Genomic DNA, 15144 nt, shown 5'->3' on the forward strand with positions numbered 1-15144 from the left:
CGACGGTCGCTCGATCGCAGCCAAGATCGCGGGTGGGGCAAGGGGTTTCGGAGTGTGCGCCGGTCAGACCGGGTGGCCGGCCGCCGGGCGGTGGCCGGGTTCGCGCTGCCGGGCCCTCTGGTGTCTTGAATGAGTCATTCAGGTCGCCGGCAGACTCGGCGCGGGGGCAGCCTCCGGCGGGCACGCGGGTCAGGCCCCGGCCGACTGGGCTCGGATCAGCCTCCGGCCGACCAGGCGCGGTCAATCCCGGCCGACTCGGCGCGGGTCAGTCCTCGGCCGGTGGGCCTTCGAGTGCGACCAGCTCGACCTCGAAACCCGCCTCGTTCTCGAGGTACGCCGCGTAATGCGCCTCCCCTCCCGCGTACGGGTAGCGGTCGGCGAACATCCCGTGCCAGCCGTGGTCTGGTGCGCTCTCGACCAACGCGTCCACCTCGGCTCGGGTGGCCACGTGCAGCGCCAGGTGGTTCAGCCCCGGCCGCGTGCGCTCGTGCGCCGAAGCGCTCATCGCCGGGGACTCCTCGACCACCAGGTACGTGCCGCCGCGGCGCCAGCTGACTCCCGCCGGCCAGCGTTGGAACTCTCGCCAGCCCAGCTCGCCCAGCAACCAGCCCCAGCTCCGCTCCGCCTCGGCCAGGTCCGGCACCCACAGCTCGATGTGGTGCGGCCGCCCGTGGACCGGCGCCGTCGCGACCAGGACCCGGTGCAGGTCGCCGTAGTGGATTCCGCTGCCCACGTCGAGGAAACCCAAGCGCCCGGCCACTTTGCGGCTCGCCGCGTTGTTCTCGTGCACCAGGGCCCAGATCGCCGGGAGCCCGAGCGCGTCGAGGCCGTGGTCGAGCACCGCCCGGGCCGCCTCGGTCGCCAACCCCTGGCCCGCGTGCGCGCTCGCGACGTAGTAGCCCAGCTCGGCCACCCCGCCCGGCAGCTCCGACGACGGCCGCAGGTGCGCGACGCCGATCACCTCGCCGTCGCGCTCGATCACCCAGTGGCCCTGGCCCGCCGGGCCGCGGTAGGACAGGCGGCGGTCGACCATCGCGCTCGCCGCGGCCGGGTCCGAGAAGTCCGCCGCGAAGAATCGGCTCATCTCCGGGTCGGAGAACACCTTCACGACGGCTTCGCGGTCGGCCTCGACCAGCTGACGCAGCTTCAGCCGCGCCGTGGTCAGCTCCGGCAGCGTCATCCCGGGTGCGCGGCGAGCCACCGCAGGGCGAGCGGGTATCCGTCGACGCCCAGGCCGGCGATCACCGCGGTCGCCATGTCCGACAGCACGCTGTGGTGCCGGAACGCCTCGCGCTTGTGCACGTTCGAGATGTGCAGCTCGATCAGCGGCGCGGACAGCTGCGCCGCGGCGTCGCGCACCGCGATCGAGTAGTGCGTCCACGCGCCCGCGTTGAGCACCACCGGGTGGCCGCCGTCGGCCGCCTCGTGCAGCCAGCCGACCATTTCGCCTTCGTGGTCGGTCTGCCGGACCTCGACCTCGATGCCGAGCTCTTCCCCCGCCTTGACGCACAGCGCCGCGAGGTCGTCGTGGGTGGTCGAGCCGTACACCGAGGGCTCGCGCTTCCCGAGCCGTCCCAGGTTGGGGCCGTTGAACACGAACGCCTTCACAGCAGCACGCTCCCGCCGCTCTTCGGGGCGTCGGCGGCGATCGCCGAATACGCCGCGGCCAGCAGCGACGGGTCCGGGCCCTCGAGCCGGCCGGGCTTGGCGAGACCGTCGAGGACGACGAACCGCAGCACCCCTGACCGGGTCTTCTTGTCGCCCTTCATGGTTTCCAGCAGCTGCGGCAACGCGTCGGCGTCGTACGTCGTCGGCAGGCCGAGCAGCTTCAGCACGGCGGCGTGCCGCTCGGCGGTGGCGTCGTCGAGCCGCCCCGCGAGGCGCGCCAGCTCGGCGGCGAAGACCAGCCCGACGCTCACCGCGGCGCCGTGGCGCCACCGGTACCGCTCGCGGCGCTCGATGGCGTGACCGAGCGTGTGGCCGTAGTTGAGGATCTCCCGCAGGTCCGACTCGCGCAGGTCGGCGGCGACGACGTCGGCCTTGACCTGGATCGACCGGCGGACCAGCTCGCCCAGCACCTCGCCGCTCGCGTCGAGCGCCGCGGCCGGGTCGGCTTCGATCAGCTCGAGGATCCGCGGGTCGGCGATGAAGCCGGTCTTCACGACCTCGGCCATCCCGGCGACGAGCTCGTTCGGCGGCAGCGTCTCCAGCGTCGCGAGGTCGACGAACACCGCGCTCGGCTCGTGGAACACCCCGACGAGGTTCTTGCCCGCCTCGGTGTTGATGCCGGTCTTGCCTCCGACCGCGGCGTCGACCATGCCGAGCAGCGTCGTCGGGACGTTGACCAGCCGGACCCCGCGCATCCACGTGCCCGCGACGAACCCGGCGAGGTCGGTGACGGCGCCGCCGCCGAGCCCGACGACCACCCCGCGGCGGTCCAGCCCGATCCGGCCGAGCACCTCCCAGCAGAAGCTCGCGACGCTGAGCGCCTTGCCGTCCTCGGCGTCCGGGATTTCGACGCGGTGGGCGTCGAGCCCGGCCGCGATCAGCTCGTCGCGGATGGCCTCGGCCGTGGTGGTCAGCGTCGGCGGGTGGATCAGCGCGATCTTCGAGGCGTCGGCCAGCTGCGTGGTGAGGTCGCCGAGCAGGCCGCGCCCGACCACGACGTCGCAGGGATGGGCAGTGGCGACCGGGATGCGCACCGGATCGGACACGGGGTGATTCACTCCTTGGCTTCGGCGGGGGCGAGCCGCGCGGCGAGGTCCGCGACGATCTCGGCGGGCGTCCGGTCGTCGGTGACGACCTCGACGGTGGCGACCTCGCGGTAGACGGGCACGCGCTCGTCGAGCAGTTTCTTGAACGTGGCGCGGGGGTTCACCCCGGCCAGCAGCGGCCGCGCACTCGACAGCCCGGTGCGCTGCACGCCGGCGGCGAGGCCGACGTTGAGGAACACGACGGTGTGTTCGGCCAGCCGCGCCCGGGTGCCCGGGGTGAGCGGGGCGCCGCCGCCGAGCGACAGCACTCCCCCGTGTTCCGCCAGCGCCGTCGTGACCGCTTCTTCTTCCAGCGCGCGGAAAGCGGGTTCGCCGTCCTCCGCGAAGATGTCGGCGATGCTGCGCCCGGTGCGCGCGACGATGTCGTCGTCGCTGTCGCGAAATTCGACGCCGAGTGCCTTGGCGAGCAGCGGTCCGACCGTGCTCTTGCCCGAGCCGGGCGGGCCGACGACCACCGCGCGAGGGCTCACCAGCGCTCCTCGAGGGCCTTCAGGTACGCCTCGGCGTTGCGCTTGCTTTCGGCGAGGGAGTCGCCGCCGAACTTCTCGAGCGCGGCATCGGCGAGGACGAGCGCCACGACCGACTCCAGCACGACGCCGGCGCGCGGCACGGCGCAGACGTCCGACCGCTGGTGGATCGCGACGGCCGGCTCGCCGGTCTTGACGTCCACTGTGGACAGTGCTTTGGGGACGGTCGAGATCGGCTTCATCGCGACGCGCACCCGCAGCGGCTCGCCGTTGGTGATGCCGCCTTCGAGGCCGCCCGCGCGGTTGGACCGGCGGGTGACGCCGACCGGGCCGGTGCCGCGGTCGATCTCGTCGTGCGCCTGGCTGCCCCAGCGGCGGGCGGTGGTGAAGCCGTCGCCGACCTCGACGCCCTTCATGGCCTGGACGCCCATCAGCGCGCCGCCGAGGCGGGCGTCGAGCCGCCGGTCCCAGTGGACGTGGGAGCCGAGGCCCGGCGGGAGGCCGTAGGCGAGGACCTCGATCACGCCGCCGACGGTGTCGCCCGCCTTCCGCACGGCGTCGACCTCGGCGACCATGGCGTCGGTGCCTTCCTGGCCGAACGCGCGCACCGGGCTTTCGTCGATGGCGGCCAGGTCGGCGGCGACGGGCAGCGGGCCCTCGGGAGCGTCCGCGCCGCCGATCGAGACGACGTGGCTGAGGATTTCGACGCCGAGCAGCTGCTTCAGGTAGTTGCGCGCGACGGTGCCGAGCGCGGTCCGCGACGCCGTTTCGCGGGCGCTGGCGCGCTCGAGGACGGGACGGGCCTCGTCGAAGCCGTACTTCTGCATGCCGGGCAGGTCGGCGTGGCCGGGGCGGGGGCGGGTGAGCGGTTCGTTGCGGGCGAGGCCTTCGAGGACCTGCGGGTCGACCGGGTCGGCCGCCATGACCTGCTCCCACTTGGGCCACTCGGCGTTCTCGATCTGGATCGCGACCGGGCCGCCCTGGGTGAGGCCGTGGCGGACGCCGCCGAGGAAGTCGATGTGGTCGGTCTCGAAGCCCATCCGCGGGCTGCGCCCGAAGCCCAGGCGGCGCCGGGCGAGCTGCTCGGTGACGTCGGCGGTGGTGACGCCGACGCCGGCGGGCATGCCTTCGAGCACGGCGGCCAGCGCGGGTCCGTGCGATTCACCTGCGGTGATCCAGCGCAACATGGGCTCAATCCTGTCACGGGGGCCGGGCGGGCCCGAAGAGTGTTCCGGTCATGGCGCACCCGGGAAGAGGGCGCACAGCCAGGTGGCGGCGAGGAGGGCGGGACCGTGGGGCACGCGGGGGCCGCTGAAGGGAGCAGCGGGGCGCGGGGTGGGCGCTGGTCGGGAGGCTGACGCGGGGTTCCGGGCGGGTCGGGGGTCGCGGGTCGGGGCCGCTCGCGGGCCGGGTGCCGGTGGCGCGGCCGGGTGCTGGGCACCTGCCGGCGAGGCAGGGCCAGCGGGGTGCAGGTCGGCCGCGAGGTGCGGGCTGGGCGGGGAGTTGCGGGTCGGGACCGCTCGCGGGTTGGGTGCGGCCGGGCGCCGGGCAGGTGCCGGCGATGCAGGTCCGGCCAGGTGCAGGTCGGCCGCGGGCTCCGCGGGGTGCGGGCCGGGCGCTGGTCGCGGAGGGGGTGCCGATCCGGCGGGCTGCAGGTCGGCCCTCGGCTCCGTCGGGCGCGGGCTGGGCGCCGGTCGCGGTCTGGCGGCCTGCAGGTCGACCGCGGCGGGGTCCCGAGCCGTCGCGCGGTGTGCTCGTGCGCTGGCTCGGCTTCGGGCCGTCTGCGCGAGCGCGAGGGCCAAGCTGAACAACGCCGCCAAGACCGCCGCCAACGCGAGCGCGGGCCAGCCTGCCGCTCCCAGCACCATGCCCAGGCTGCCGGACAGCTTCACGTCTCCCGCGCCCAGACTGCCCGGCGCCAAGCGGGCCACCAGCGCGTGCGCACCACCGAACAGCACGGCGCCCGCGACCGCGCGCGCCGCGAGGGATGGGCCTCCGCCGCCGAGGGCGGCCGCGCCGATCGCTGCCCCTAACAGCGGGTACGCCGGCAACGTCAAGATGTCCGGGAGGCGCAGGTGACGAAGATCGGCCAACCCCAGCGGGACCGCGACGACCGTCAGCGCCACCGGGACCGGCAGCCACCACGTCGGCCAAGCCCCGGCCAGCCAGCGTGTCGAGACCACCGTGACACCGAGAGCCGCCAGCATCGCCGCTAACCCGCGCGGGATCGGGGCACCGGCTCGGTCGAGGGCACGGGCCGTGATGGGCGCCGTGGCCAGCGCGGCGGCGAGGAGCAAGATCGTCGAGGACATGACCCCAGGCTGCCGCCACCCGGCTGAGCTGGGCAAATGCCGGGCGTAGCGAAAGGACCGTTCGCGACGTTCCGCACCGGTTTTCACTCCTGTGAGCGACACGAAAACAAAAGACCAGGGCTCGTCCGGGACCCCCTGCGTCCCGGACGAACCCCACCCGTCACAACGTCAACCGCAGCAACGGGCGCCCACTGCCCCCGCGCACCTCCAGCGCCGCCAGGTCGGTCCTCTTCAACGCCGTCCCGATCACGATGCGGGCCGTGTTGTCGGGCACCGCCTTCCACGTCGCCAGCTGCGTCTCGGCTCCCGACCGCGAGATCGCCACCAGGACGTACTCGCCGCTGCTGCGGTCGCCCGTGTAGCTGCACGACATGTCGACCTGGGTGCCCCAGTCGAACGCGTCGAGGCGGGCGTCCGCGCGGACCGGGAACGCGCCCAGCGCCGTCATCGCGATGCCCGGGGACGGGGCAGGCGCCGACGCCACCACCGCCAGCGCCACGCACGCCGACACCGCGAGCGCCGCCGAGGCCGACGTCACGGCCAACCGGATCCGGCGGCCACGACGGACCCGGCGGAGCACCTTCGGCAGCAGATCCGGCGGGGGTGCCGCCAGCTCGGGCGTGACCGCCGGCGCGTCCACCCTGGCCAGCAACCCCGGCAGCCCCGCCAGTTCGCGCACCGATGCCGCGCAGCGGTCGCACGTCCGCAGGTGCGCCTCGAACCGCTGGCGGTCCTCGGGGGCCAGCGCCCCGAGGACGTACGCCGCGTCGAACGTCGCGAACGGGTCCTCGCTCACTGGGTCACCCCCCTCTCCTCGAGCACCAGGCGCAGGGCGCGCAACGCGTAGTGCGTGCGCGACTTGACCGTCCCTTCGGCCACGCCCAGGCGCGTCGCCGCGTCCGCTACGGAATAGCCCTGGAAGTAACACAGGAGCAGCACCTCGCGGTGCCGCTCCGACAGCTCGGCGAGCGCCTCGGCCACCAGCCAGCCCTGCACCGCGCGGTCGGTGCCGTCCGCGACCGCCCGTTCCGGCGGCTGGTCGGTGACCACCTCGGAGCGGGCCGACGCCGAGCGCCAGCCGTCGATCGCGATGCGCCGCGCGACCGTGAACAGCCACGCCCGCGCCGAACCCGTCGACTGGTCCAGCACCGTCGTCGACCGCCAGGCGCGCAGCAGCGTCTCCTGGACGACGTCCTCGGCCCGGATCCGGTCCCCGGACGTCAGGTGGAGCGCGTACGACCACAGCGCGGCGGCGTGCTCCTCGTGGAGCGCGCGCATCAACGCGTCTTCGGCGACTTCCCCCACGAACTCAGGCCGAGACCCGGCGCCGGTCCTTCACGAACAGCAGCGCGAGGCCGCCGACGATGCAGACCGCCTCGGTGATCACGCCCCAGTACTCCGGCTGGCTGTTGAACTGGTCGTGGTTCCCGGCGAACCCGACCGTCGCGGCCAGCACGTACGCGCCGAGCGTCAACACACCGAACCCGACCGCGCCCAACGCCGGCAGCCAGTGCCGCCAGGCCAGCACCGCGATCGCGAGGACCAGGCCGCCGATCGCGTCGAGCAGGAACAACGGCCCGACGATGCCCGGGTAGTCCTCGGTCCACAAGAGGTAGTGCACGCCCGCCGAGCCGAGCAGCGCGGCCGCCACGACGATGCGTAGAACCCAACCCACCATGATCGTTCCTCCACTCCACACCCACTCGGGTACATACACGGAACAGGGGCCGATCGGGTTCACCGCGGATTGAACCGATGCGGTGTCGATCTCGTTCATTAGGGCATGACTGCCGAACTGCACTCCCGCCGCACCGTCCTGACCACGGGTGCCGCCGTCGCCGGTGCCGCCGTCGGCGCCGTCGCGCTCACCGCCTGCTCTTCGGACAACGCCAAGTCCGGCACCGCCCAGGCGCCGATCGCCGCCGGGACGCCGCTGGTCGCGCTCGCCGACGTCCCGGTCGGGCAGGCGAAAGCCGCCAAAGCGCCGGACGGCTCCGACGTGATCGTGGCCCGGACATCCGAAACGGCCTGCGCCGCCTTCAGCGCGATCTGCACGCACCAGGGCTGCACGGTCGCGCCGAAGGGCGCCGACCTCGTCTGCCCGTGCCACGGCTCGGTGTTCAACGCCCTCACCGGGGAGGTCAAGCAGGGCCCGGCTAAGAAGCCGCTGCCGAGCGTGCCGGTGAAGGTCGAGAACGGGAAGGTCGTCGCCGGCTGACGAGCCGGGAACGCCGGAGAGCCCTTGTGGACGGTCCCCGTCCGCAAGGGCTCTCCGTGTGACAGAAGCGACTCAGGCGTCCCAGCCGAACAGCTTCTCGCCGGCCGCGACATCGCGCTCGGCGTCCAAACCGGACAGAACGTCGGCCGAGGCGTCCAGTGCGACGACCGGGACGATCGCCGAATAGCCCGCCGCGGTCACCGCTTCCGGGTCCCAGCTGACGATCGGCTGCCCGGCCCGCACCTGCTCGCCCTTGACGACGTGCAGCGTGAAGCCTTCGCCCTTCTCCTTGACCGTGTCGATCCCGAGGTGCACCAGCACGGCCTTGCCGTCCTCGGTCGCGACGACGTAGGCGTGCGGGTGCAGCGTCGCGACGGTGCCGTCGACCGGCGCGACGGCGTCCGATCGCCCTCCCGTGGGCTGCACGGCGATGCCCGGACCCACCATGGCCTGCGCGAACACGGGGTCCGGGACCTCGGTGATCGGCACTACGCGCCCGGCCACCGGGCTGAGGATCTCCAGGCTCACAGCAGGTCCTCGATGTCGCTGGCGATCGTGTCCGCCTCCGGCCCGACGATCACCTGCAGCGCCGTCGACCCCATCTTCACGACGCCCATCGCGCCGGCCTTCTTCAGCGCCGCTTCGTCGACGAGGCTCATGTCCTCGACCTCGCAGCGCAGCCGCGTGATGCAGCCCTCGATCTCGGTGAGGTTCTCCGTGCCCCCGAGTGCGGCGAGGATCTTTTCGGGCCTGTCATCCGCCATCGCGGTCTCCTTGATCACTGTTTGTTCCCAACCTGACGCGAACCGCGTGTCCACCTGTACTACGCCGTTCGTCGGCATGCACCCCGCCGCGGGCCACGAACGGATAACGGTGGTTGACACCCGTCCGCACGGCGGAGCATCCTGCCCCATCGGATCATTGGTCTAGACCGGAACGTACCAATGTTCCGGGCCGGATGCGAGCACCGGTCCCCCGGTGACAGGAGAACGAGGAGGGTGACGCCGATGAGCGCGGCCGCGCACGTCCCGCCACCCGACCGGGTTGTCAACGGGCCCACGCCCAAGCACGCCCAGCTGCGGGAGATCCTCCGCCGCACGGTGGAACGGGAACTCCCGCCCGGCGCGCCGATCCCGTCGGAACGCGAGCTCGCCCAGCGCTACGGCGTGTCGCGGCTCACGGTCAGATCGGCGATCGGCAAGCTGGTCGAGGAAGGGCTGCTCGCCCGCGTCCGGGGCAAGGGCACGTTCACCGCGGCCCGGCGGATGGAGCTGCAGCTCTACCTGATGTCGTTCACCGACGACATGCGGCGGCGCGGGCTCACCCCGACGACCGAGGTGGTCTCCGCGGCCACCGAGGTCCCGCCGACCGCATCGGCGCACGCCCTCGGCCTCACCGAGGGCGCCCCCGCGCACCACCTGGTGCGGTTGCGCCACGCCGACGGCGTGCCCCTGGCCGTCGAACGGGGCTGGTACCACGCGGGCCGGGCTCCCGGCCTGCTCGAGCTCGACCTGACCCAGTCCATCTACGCGCAGCTGGCCGAGACGTACGACGTGCGTCCCGACCAGGCGTGGCAGACGGTCTGGGCCGAAGGCGCGGACCGCGAGACGGCCCGGCTGCTCGGCATGCGCGCCGGCAGTCCCCTGCTCGTGTTCCGCCGGGTCTCCAGCGCAGGCGGGGACCCGATCGAAGACATCACGTCCTGGTACCGGGGAGATCACTACCAGGTGACCATGCAGTTGGACCGGAACACCCCGGAACCCGGTCAACCACCCCACTATGGAGGATCCAGATGAGCTCCACCACCGCGGAGGGGGCGAAGAAGAGCGGCAGCGGTCTCGCCGGTCTTCAGCGCTTCGGCCGTAGCCTCATGCTCCCGATCGCCGTGCTCCCCGCGGCGGGCATCCTGCTCCGCTTCGGGCAGGACGACATGCTCGGCAAGGACGGCCTCGGCTGGAACAAGGTCGCTTCGGTGCTGGGCGCCGCGGGCGGCACGCTGTTCAACTGGCTGCCGCTGCTGTTCGCCGTCGGCATCGCCGTCGGCTTCGCCAAGAAGGGTGACGGCTCGACCGCCGTCGCCGCGGTCGTCGGCTTCTTCGTCTTCAGCGCCGTCGTCCAGGTGTTCGCCCCGCTGAGCGACCTGCCCGGCTACAAGGCGGGCGCGACCGAGCTGGCGCCGATCAAGTGGCCGTACTCGGTGCTCGCCGGTGTCGTGGTCGGTATCGTGGCCGCGCTGCTGTGGCAGAAGTACCACCGCATCAAGCTGCCCGCCTACCTGGCCTTCTTCGGCGGCCGCCGGTTCGTCCCGATCATCACCGCCGGCGTCATGGTGCTCCTCGGCGTGATCTTCGGCCTGGTCTTCCACTGGGTCGACCAGGGCATCCAGGCCGCCGGTGACGCGGTCACCGCGTCCCCGATCGTCGGTGGCGGCATCTACGGCGCGCTGAACCGCCTGCTCATCCCGGTCGGTCTGCACCAGCTGCTGAACGTCCCGGTGTGGTTCATCTTCGACGGCGGCGACATCAACAACTTCGTCGCGGGCAAGATGTCGGCGGGTTCGTTCACCACGGGCTTCTTCCCGATCTTCATGTTCGCGCTGCCCGCGGCGGCGCTGGCGATCTGGCAGACGGCCCGCCCGGCGCAGAAGAAGGTCGTCGGCGGTGTGATGATCGCCGGCGCGCTGACCTCCTTCCTCACCGGTGTCACCGAGCCGATCGAGTTCTCGTTCATGTTCGTCGCGTGGCCGCTGTACCTGTTCCACGCGATCATGACCGGCACCTCGCTGGCGATCTGCAACGCGCTGGGCATCCACCAGAGCTTCAACTTCTCGGCCGGCGCGATCGACTACCTGCTCAACTTCGGCGCCCCGGCGGCGCAGAAGCCGTGGCTGCTGATCCCGATCGGACTGGTCTACGCGGTGATCTACTACGTGGTCTTCCGGTTCGCGATCGTCAAGTTCAACCTGCGCACCCCGGGCCGCGAGGACGACTCGATCGAGTCGGACCTCGAGCGCACGGCCGCCGCGTAACATCCGTACCGACGTAAACCCCAGAAGCGAGAGGACGAACATGCCGGAGAAACGCGTCGCCGTGGCGAGCAAGGTGGGCCTGCACGCCAGGCCGGCCGCGCTGGTGGCGAAGGCGGCCGCGGCGCAACCCGTCGCGGTGCAGATCGCCAAGGCCGGCGGGAGCCCGGTGGCCGCCGGCAGCGTGCTCAACCTGATGACCCTCGCCGCCGGCTACGGCGACGAGGTCGTGATCAGCGCCGAGGGTGAGGGCGCCGAGGAGGCCGTGGAAGCGGTCGCCCAGCTGGTCGCCACCGACCTCGACGCCTGAGGTACCCCACCGCGAAGGCCTTCGCACCGGTCCCCGACACCGGTGCGGAGGCCTTCGCGGCGTTTCGTAGGGTGGACGCATGGAGAGCGTGCGCCTGATCGACGAGTGGCCGGTGGACACCGCCGCGACGGCCGTGGTGACGGCGGACGGCACCGTCGCGGGCCGCCACGGCGACACCGCGCGGAAGTTCCGGCTGGCCTCGGTCAGCAAGCCGCTGACCGCCTACGCGGCGCTCATCGCGATCGAAGAGGGCGTCGTCGACCTGGACACCCCGGCCGGTCCCGAAGGCTCGACCGTGCGGCACCTGCTGGCCCACACCTCCGGTCTCGCGTTCGACGCGCACAAGGCCATGGCCGAGCCCGGCACCCGGCGGCTCTACTCCAACGCCGGGTTCGAAGAGCTCGCCGACGCGCTGGCCGAGCACTCCGGCATCCCCTTCGCCCAGTACCAGGCCGAAGCGCTGTTCGCCCCGCTCGGCATGACGAGCACCACGCTCGACGGCTCGCCCGCCGCCGACGTCGTGTCCACTGTGGACGACCTGGCCGCGTTCGCCGCCGAGCTGCAGTCCCCCAAGCTGCTCGACCCGGCCACCGTCGCCGAGGCGACGAACGTCGTGTTCCCCGGCCTGTCCGGGGTGCTGCCCGGGTTCGGGCACCAGAAGCCCAACGACTGGGGCCTCGGCTTCGAGATCCGCGACCACAAGAGCCCGCACTGGACCGGCGCGAACAGCTCGCCGCGCACCTTCGGGCACTTCGGCCAGTCGGGCACGTTCCTCTGGGTCGACCCGGACGCGGGCGCGGCCTGCGTCGCGCTGACCGACCGCGCGTTCGGCCCGTGGGCCGCCGAGGTCTGGCCGCGCTACACCGACGCCGTCCTGGCGGAATTGAGCGCGTGAAGCCGCTCCTCCCCGCGCTGCTGCTCCTGCTCGCCGCCTGCAGCGCGCCCGCGGCCGCGCCCGCTCCCCCGTCGGCGTCCCCGGCTGCGGCCGCGGTCCCGCCGGCGCTCGGGACGAACGGCGCCGCCGTGCCGGCCCTGCGCTGGACGCCGTGCCACGGGAAGTACCAGTGCGCGGCCGCGTCCGTGCCGCTGAGCTACCGCGAGCCCCGGGGCGAGTCGATCACGCTGTCGGTGATCAAGCTGCCGGCGGGCGACCCGGGACGGCGGCTCGGCTCGTTGTTCTTCAACTTCGGCGGCCCGGGCACCGACGGCGTCGGCGAGCTGACGCGGTTCGCCGACCGCTACCCCGCCGAGGTCCGGGCCCGGTTCGACCTGGTGAGCTTCGACCCGCGCGGGATCGGCGGGTCTACGCCGATCAGCTGTCCGGGCGCCGACCACGTGCCCGCGCCGGGGTCGCCGCTGCGGCAGCCGGACGCGTTCTTCGCGGCGAGCGCCGCGACCGCCCGGGCCTGCGCCGCCTCGGGTGCGTTGCCGAGCCACCTGTCGACGGCGAACGTGGCGCGCGACCTGGAGCTGCTGCGCCAGGCCGTCGGCGACGCGACGCTGAACTTCTACGGCTACTCCTACGGCACCTACCTGGGCGGCACGTACGCGAACCTGTTCCCGGACAAGGTGCGCGCACTGGTCCTCGACGGCACGCTCGACCTGGTCGCGAACGCGACCGGCAAGCCGGGGCAGGAGAAGGAGCCGGTCGACGTCCGCGCCGACGTCGCCGGCGCGCAGCAGCAGGAGCTGGCCCAGTTCTTCGCGGTGTGCGCGGCGGCCGGCCCCGAGTGCGCGTTCTCCGGCGGCGACCCGAAGGCGAAGTTCGCCGGGATCTTCGCGCGGGCGTCGCGCACCACGGGCGTCGGATCGCTGATGCGGACGGTCGACAGCGCGCTGTACCAGTCCGGCCGGTGGAAGCGGCTCGCGCAGACCCTCGCGGCGATGCCGGCGGATTCCGGCCCCGCTTCGCCGGTGCTCGATCCGTACGTGCCGACGCACTCCGCGGCGTTCCTGGCGGTCCAGTGCGTCGACAGCGACAACCCCGGCTCACCCGCGGACTACGCGGCTCTGGCGGCTCGGGAGAGCAAGCGTCAGCCGTATTTCGGGCTGGGCGCGGTGTTCTCGATGGCCCAGTGCGTCGGCTGGCCGGCGCACGACGCCGACCGGTACACCGGGCCGTGGAACCGGGCGCGAAAGAACCCGATCCTGGTGCTGAACAACCGGTTCGACCCGGCGACACCGTTGCCCAACGCCCAGGCGACGGCGACGGAGCTGGGTGACGGCCGGGTGCTCGTGGTCGACGGCTACGGCCACACGTCACTGGACGCGCCGAGCGCGTGCGCTTCGGCGGCCGTGACGCGGTATCTGACGGACCTGGCGGCACCCGCGGAAGGGACGACCTGCGCGCCGGACGCGGTCCCGTTCTCGTGAGTGAGAAACGGTGTTCTGACACTGTTTCTCACTCACGACCAGCGAGCGCCCGCCGTTCAGCCGAACGGACGCCCCCACCAGGGTCTTTGGACCCTGCCGGGCGCGGTTTCCGGGTGGTGTCATGGTTCTCGTGCGGGCCCGCCGCCGGGCCGGTGCGGGGACCTCGGGCCCCGGCGGGCCGCACGCCTAACCCTCCATGACGCGGATCGGTTCCCCCGCCTGGTAGGCCGCGATGTCCTCGACCGCGTCGCCGTAGAAGATCTCGTACGTCTCGCGCGCGACGAACCCCAGGTGCGGGGTCAGGACCGCGTTGTCCATTGTCCTCAGTGGATGGTCGGCCGGGAACGGCTCGACGTCGTAGACATCCAGCGCTGCCGCCCGGATCTCCTTGCGCCGCAACGCGTCCACCAGTGCCGCCTCGTCGACGATCGGGCCGCGCGAGGTGTTCACCAGCACCGCGCTCGGCTTCATCGCGGCCAGCTCGGCCGCGCCGACCAGGCCGCGCGTGCGCCCGCTGAGCACCAGGTGGATCGACAGCACGTCCGAGCGGGCGAAAAGGTCCTCTTTGGACACCGCCGTCACGCCGTGCGGATCGGCCTTCTCCTGCGTGAGGTTCTGGCTCCAGGCGATGGTCTCCATGCCGAAGGCCTGCCCGATCTTCGCCGCGCCCGCCCCGAGGCGGCCGAGGCCGAGCAGCCCGAGCGTCTTGCCGTGCAGCATGGTCCCGACCGTCGTCTGCCAGCCGCCCTCGCGCATGGACCGGAACTCCTGCGGCAGGTTCCGCGCCGCGGCCAGGATCAGCGCCCACGTGTGCTCGGCGGTCGGCTCGCCGAGGTACCCGGTCCGCGACACGACGACGCCGTTGCGCTTCGCGGCCGGGACGTCGATGGCCGCGTTGCGCGGGCCGGTGCTGACCAGCAGTTTCAGGTCCGGCAGCCGGTCGAGCACCTCGGCCGGGAAGCGGGTGCGCTCGCGCATCGCGACGATCACTTCGAAGCCCCGCAGCTGCTCGACGACGTCGGTGAGGGGCTCGGTGAAGACGGTGATGTCGGCCTTCAGCGAGTCCCAGTCACCGAAGGTCAGAGCGACGTCCTGGTAGTCGTCGAGGATCGCGATGCGCATGTCCTCACCGTAGTGGCACGAAGTGGCCGGCACCGCCCCAGGGCTTGAACGTGTTCAAAAACAGGGCTACCGTCCTTCTTGAACACGTTCAAAAGAGGAGTAACCATGGACCGAGTAGTCGTCGCCTACGCGCTCTACCTGCTGATCAGCATCCCGCTGACCGTGCTGGTGGCCCGGACGCTGAGCAAGCACGGCCGCACTTTCCTGACCGAGGTCTTCGCCGACAGCCCCGGCCTGGCCAACGCCGTCAACCAGCTCCTGGTCGTCGGCTTCTACCTGGTCAGCCTGGGGTTCGTGACGCTCTTCCTGACCAGCCACGCCGACGTGACCACCGCGCGGCAGGTGTTCGAGCTGCTCTCGGTGAAGATCGGCGTCGTCGCGCTCATCCTCGGTGTGATGCACCTGACCAACGTGCTGGTCTTCAACGGCATCCGGCGCCGCCACCTGGCCCCGAAGCCCGAACCCCGGCCGCTGCCCGTGCCCTACCCCGGCATGCCGCAGGTGCCGCCCTTCCCCGCGCCCTGACGTGCCCGGCGCTAACGT

Annotated in this window: 19 protein-coding genes; 7 read left to right on the top strand and 12 right to left on the bottom strand. The window is 72.4% G+C overall.

The window, feature by feature from the left end:
• Window positions 1–265 precede the first annotated feature (265 nt).
• The 9 genes from ACZ7OH_RS23000 to ACZ7OH_RS23040 form a co-directional block, all read right to left on the bottom strand.
• Window positions 266–1180 carry a GNAT family N-acetyltransferase gene (locus tag ACZ7OH_RS23000; RefSeq protein WP_470282635.1) on the bottom strand — a complete coding sequence of 305 codons (915 nt, stop codon included), beginning with the start codon at window positions 1178–1180 and terminating at the stop codon, window positions 266–268.
• Entirely contained in the window at window positions 1177–1608 is a 432-nt protein-coding gene (gene aroQ / locus ACZ7OH_RS23005; protein ID WP_470282636.1) for a type II 3-dehydroquinate dehydratase, read from the bottom strand. The genes ACZ7OH_RS23000 and aroQ overlap by 4 nt, the downstream gene beginning before the upstream one ends.
• Window positions 1605–2714 (bottom strand): 3-dehydroquinate synthase, encoded by a 1110-nt coding sequence (gene aroB / locus ACZ7OH_RS23010; RefSeq protein WP_470282637.1) that lies wholly within the window; start codon window positions 2712–2714, stop codon window positions 1605–1607. Before aroB ends, aroQ begins: the two co-directional genes overlap by 4 nt.
• Before the next feature lie 8 nt (window positions 2715–2722).
• Entirely contained in the window at window positions 2723–3244 is a 522-nt protein-coding gene (locus tag ACZ7OH_RS23015; protein WP_470282638.1) for a shikimate kinase, read from the bottom strand.
• Window positions 3241–4428, bottom strand: a complete 1188-nt coding sequence (gene aroC / locus ACZ7OH_RS23020) for a chorismate synthase (RefSeq protein ID WP_470282639.1) — start codon at window positions 4426–4428, stop codon at window positions 3241–3243. Before aroC ends, ACZ7OH_RS23015 begins: the two co-directional genes overlap by 4 nt.
• A gap of 48 nt (window positions 4429–4476) precedes the next feature.
• Window positions 4477–5553, bottom strand: a complete 1077-nt coding sequence (locus ACZ7OH_RS23025; RefSeq protein ID WP_470282640.1) for a prepilin peptidase — start codon at window positions 5551–5553, stop codon at window positions 4477–4479.
• A 160-nt stretch (window positions 5554–5713) separates the two neighbouring features.
• On the bottom strand, window positions 5714–6349 hold the full coding sequence (locus tag ACZ7OH_RS23030; RefSeq protein WP_470282641.1) for an anti-sigma factor family protein: 636 nt from the start codon (window positions 6347–6349) through the stop codon (window positions 5714–5716).
• A complete protein-coding gene (locus ACZ7OH_RS23035) occupies window positions 6346–6858 on the bottom strand; it encodes a sigma-70 family RNA polymerase sigma factor (RefSeq protein ID WP_400889942.1) in 513 nt (170 codons plus the stop codon). The genes ACZ7OH_RS23030 and ACZ7OH_RS23035 overlap by 4 nt, the downstream gene beginning before the upstream one ends.
• Before the next feature lie 4 nt (window positions 6859–6862).
• A complete protein-coding gene (locus ACZ7OH_RS23040; protein WP_470282642.1) occupies window positions 6863–7231 on the bottom strand; it encodes a hypothetical protein in 369 nt (122 codons plus the stop codon).
• A gap of 105 nt (window positions 7232–7336) precedes the next feature.
• Here ACZ7OH_RS23040 and ACZ7OH_RS23045 point away from each other — a divergent pair, with 105 nt between their 5' ends.
• A complete protein-coding gene (locus tag ACZ7OH_RS23045) occupies window positions 7337–7771 on the top strand; it encodes a QcrA and Rieske domain-containing protein (RefSeq protein WP_470282643.1) in 435 nt (144 codons plus the stop codon).
• Window positions 7772–7843: 72 nt separating this feature from the next.
• Here ACZ7OH_RS23045 and ACZ7OH_RS23050 read toward each other — a convergent pair whose 3' ends face one another.
• A complete protein-coding gene (locus tag ACZ7OH_RS23050) occupies window positions 7844–8299 on the bottom strand; it encodes a PTS sugar transporter subunit IIA (RefSeq protein WP_470282644.1) in 456 nt (151 codons plus the stop codon).
• Entirely contained in the window at window positions 8296–8535 is a 240-nt protein-coding gene (locus tag ACZ7OH_RS23055) for a PTS sugar transporter subunit IIB (protein ID WP_372668022.1), read from the bottom strand. The genes ACZ7OH_RS23050 and ACZ7OH_RS23055 overlap by 4 nt, the downstream gene beginning before the upstream one ends.
• Before the next feature lie 243 nt (window positions 8536–8778).
• On the opposite strand from ACZ7OH_RS23055, the gene ACZ7OH_RS23060 reads away from it, so the two are divergent.
• The 5 genes from ACZ7OH_RS23060 (at window position 8779) to ACZ7OH_RS23080 (ending at window position 13479) form a co-directional block, all read left to right on the top strand.
• Window positions 8779–9567 (top strand): GntR family transcriptional regulator, encoded by a 789-nt coding sequence (locus ACZ7OH_RS23060; RefSeq protein WP_086678278.1) that lies wholly within the window; start codon window positions 8779–8781, stop codon window positions 9565–9567.
• Complete coding sequence (locus tag ACZ7OH_RS23065) at window positions 9564–10799, top strand: PTS transporter subunit EIIC (protein ID WP_470282645.1); 1236 nt, start codon at window positions 9564–9566, stop codon at window positions 10797–10799. Before ACZ7OH_RS23060 ends, ACZ7OH_RS23065 begins: the two co-directional genes overlap by 4 nt.
• Window positions 10800–10839: 40 nt before the next feature.
• Window positions 10840–11106 carry an HPr family phosphocarrier protein gene (locus tag ACZ7OH_RS23070; RefSeq protein ID WP_013224593.1) on the top strand — a complete coding sequence of 89 codons (267 nt, stop codon included), beginning with the start codon at window positions 10840–10842 and terminating at the stop codon, window positions 11104–11106.
• A gap of 79 nt (window positions 11107–11185) precedes the next feature.
• On the top strand, window positions 11186–12001 hold the full coding sequence (locus ACZ7OH_RS23075) for a serine hydrolase domain-containing protein (protein WP_400889930.1): 816 nt from the start codon (window positions 11186–11188) through the stop codon (window positions 11999–12001).
• On the top strand, window positions 11998–13479 hold the full coding sequence (locus tag ACZ7OH_RS23080) for an alpha/beta hydrolase (RefSeq protein WP_470282646.1): 1482 nt from the start codon (window positions 11998–12000) through the stop codon (window positions 13477–13479). Before ACZ7OH_RS23075 ends, ACZ7OH_RS23080 begins: the two co-directional genes overlap by 4 nt.
• A 186-nt stretch (window positions 13480–13665) precedes the next feature.
• Here the strand turns inward: ACZ7OH_RS23080 and ACZ7OH_RS23085 are convergent, their stop codons facing one another.
• Window positions 13666–14601: a D-2-hydroxyacid dehydrogenase family protein gene (locus ACZ7OH_RS23085; RefSeq protein ID WP_470282647.1), complete on the bottom strand. Its 936-nt coding sequence runs from the start codon at window positions 14599–14601 to the stop codon at window positions 13666–13668.
• Between the two features lie 105 nt (window positions 14602–14706).
• Between ACZ7OH_RS23085 and ACZ7OH_RS23090 the strand changes: the two genes are divergently transcribed.
• The gene (locus ACZ7OH_RS23090; RefSeq protein WP_470282648.1) at window positions 14707–15126 is read left to right on the top strand and encodes a hypothetical protein; all 420 of its coding nucleotides are present in this window, start codon (window positions 14707–14709) and stop codon (window positions 15124–15126) included.
• The last annotated feature ends 18 nt before the right edge of the window (window positions 15127–15144 follow it).

This window comes from Amycolatopsis sp. NPDC114478, assembly GCF_055633805.1.